Genomic DNA, 2,657 nt, shown 5'->3' with positions numbered 1-2,657 from the left:
TTTTATTTGCAAGATGCTGGTATGTGAGACTTCTAACAGACCGATGCATCCCCTAAATCAGCAACGGCATTTTTGGACTTTATCCTCATCTCATACCATGTCTTTTACATCGACTTCCACGCTCTCTGACCGCTGCATCGATCCTAAAATTCCCTTTCTTGAAACGGCCCTTAATCCTCGGCAAGCTAAATATCAGTTCTGCATGTTTATCCCAGATATCCAGCAGGTGACAGCCGCTAAATTGTTGCGTCATAAGCTGGGCCGTCGTGCCTTAATTGAGTATCGCATTGATACCCACAGCGGTCCCCTTACCCTGCTAGGCAAAATCCGAGCCAAGGGAACTGACTACAACAGCTATTATATTCAACAAGCCCTATGGAATCGGGGCTTTGATGACAATAGCGCAGATGGTTATTCGGTTCCGAAACCCGTGGGCGTTATTCCTGAGTGGCGAATGTGGCTGCAGCGTAAGGTGCCTGGTGTGGCTGCTACTGAGCTGTTACCCACCACCAGTGGCGTGGCAGTTTGTCGTCGCATTGCCGGTCTTGCCCACAAACTGCATGGTACGCCCATGCCTACGGCTAAACAACAAACGCTCACGGATGAACTCGATATTCTCCACACCCGCTTACCTCAGGTTGCGCAGAAATATCCCCACTGGCAACCTCGCATTGAGAAAATCTTGGACGCGTGCAATCAGTTAGTTGCCCGTCATTCGGCCACTGACCATACGGCGGTGGGCATCCACCGTGACTTTTATAGCGATCAGGTGTTGGTGGATTGTGAACTGATAAGTCAGCGCTGGCGCTATCGCATCTGGTTAGTTGACCTAGACCTTTACTGCCAGGGACATCCAGCCCTGGATATCGGTAACTTTATTGCTCACATCACAGAGCAAAGCCTACGAGAAATGGATAATCCTAATGCGATGGTAGACCGAGAAGCAGCTTTACGAGATACGTTTATTGATACTTTCTCCACCCCTGGGTTACCCGCTAAAAGCTTGCGGTATGAGATTGAGCTATACACCTTTTTAACACTGGTGCGTCATATTCATATCAGTACTCACATTGCCGAGCGAAACCACTGCACTGAAGCAATTTTAGCTCTTTGTGAAACTCGTTTACAAAGCATAGAACAACACCGATAACCACTCACTCTTAGTTAAAGGTTTGTAATGGCTCTGGAAGCAGCTGTTCTTATGCTGTCCTAGTCAAAATGAGATTGGACGACACGAAAGAAGTAGTCTCGTAGTTTTGTCGGTAACTTGTAAAATTCATTTTGCTATGAATCTCTCAAAATCGTTTCACGATTGAGGCTAGCAACGTGAAACCAGTTTTTGAAAAATGAAACATTGGCCTATGCGTCTCCTGCACTAAAAGCTTAGATAAGGCGAATGCAGGAAAATAGCCTACCAATTCTACGGGTGCATAGCTGCATGCCATAGCGTAGACGTTCCGCATGGTGGGATTTTATTTAAGCGCAGACGCCTAAGCAAAACCTGTGATTGTTGAATTCCATATCTCAATCTAACCTAATAGATTAAAGATTGCTAACTAACTACGAATTTTTCACCTGTTTTCTCCTCTAGTTTAGCAATCGTTTCAGGACCAACTTTTCCGTCTGCCTCTAATCCATTAGCTTTTTGGAATTGGATGACCGCCTTTAAAGTCGCAGACCCAAAGTGCATATCTACCGCTAGCTGATCTGGAGTCAAATTGAGTGCTTTACGCAATAAAGCCTGTAATTTCCCCACCTCATCCATAAATAATCCCTTGCTTAGGACTGGTGGTTTACCAAATCCTTGTGCCGGCGACTTAAGTACTTTAGCTGCCGTTATAGATCCCCAATCACCATCAACTTCTATTCTCTCCTGTGGATTAAACTCATTCCATAATTCCTGAAAAACACGGACTTGGAGACGACCTAAATCCTCTCCCCCACCTTTAAAGTCGTAGTGCATCTCATCAAAAGCACCAATCCAAATCCAACTCTGTCTTTCTAAGAAAGGACGCCAGCCAACAGTATCCTGAATATCAATAGCGAGGGCACTATTATGGTTGCTCAGCGGTGGTGGCGCAGCCGCTTGAATACCACAAATTCCAATCTCAAACTGACGACGAAGCATATACTGTTGCATCGGAGTCCTTAAGCAACTGTTGATATGCAGCTTGATGCGGCGATCTTCCACTGCTCGCACTAGTGCTTTGTAAGCCTGCGTTTGTAAATAGGGATTATTTTGTGCTCCCTCACATACAATTAATTCATGCTCAATGCGAGATAATGTCTCCGGGCGATCAACAATAATTTTCTCGAGTACCTGTAGAGAAAGCCCCTGAATTTGCCCCGTATCACAACCAGTAATCAGCCGAGATAATTCAACCACTATTTTCTCCTAAGATATAGAATTTTGGTTTTTGATTGATTAGATAACTTTCGGTTCGGCTAGCTCGTGAGTTGCTGACCAGTTGTGAAAGCATCTCTAAAACGTTTTAGACCATGAGTTCCTCCATTAACGGCTTTACGTGCTTCCTTAAGATCATCAACTAGTAAAGCATTTCGAATCCTTCTTTCTTTATCTTTCAGGAAGGCTGCTAAAAGTGCAGCAGCAATCTCAGGGTCATTAGCAAGTTGGGGATTGGCAATAAGATTTGCAC

At 44.9% G+C, this 2,657-nt stretch carries 3 protein-coding genes; 1 reads left to right on the top strand and 2 read right to left on the bottom strand.

Annotated features, from left to right (window positions below):
• Nucleotides 1-97: 97 nt before the first annotated feature.
• Entirely contained in the window at nt 98-1,150 is a 1,053-nt protein-coding gene (locus tag IQ260_RS29675) for a phosphotransferase family protein (protein WP_193996648.1), read from the top strand.
• Nucleotides 1,151-1,552: 402 nt separating this feature from the next.
• Here the strand turns inward: IQ260_RS29675 and IQ260_RS31790 are convergent, their stop codons facing one another.
• Both IQ260_RS31790 and IQ260_RS29665 read right to left on the bottom strand, forming a co-directional pair.
• Entirely contained in the window at nt 1,553-2,386 is an 834-nt protein-coding gene (locus tag IQ260_RS31790; RefSeq protein WP_193996647.1) for a peptidoglycan-binding protein, read from the bottom strand.
• A gap of 59 nt (nt 2,387-2,445) precedes the next feature.
• Nucleotides 2,446-2,657 (bottom strand): hypothetical protein (locus tag IQ260_RS29665; RefSeq protein ID WP_228016560.1); only part of this gene is annotated, 212 nt, incomplete at its 5' end.

The sequence above is a fragment of the Leptolyngbya cf. ectocarpi LEGE 11479 genome, from assembly GCF_015207065.1.
Taxonomy (GTDB): Bacteria; Cyanobacteriota; Cyanobacteriia; order Phormidesmidales; family Phormidesmidaceae; genus Leptothoe; species Leptothoe ectocarpi.
Note: the sequence above shows the minus strand (reverse complement) of the source record. Positions and strands in the feature narration are given on the sequence as shown.

Excerpts from the sequence above, each read along its gene's own strand:
- IQ260_RS29675 (WP_193996648.1), top strand. The coding sequence starts at position 98 with ATGTCTTTTACATCGACTTCCACGCTCTCTGACCGCTGCATCGATCCT.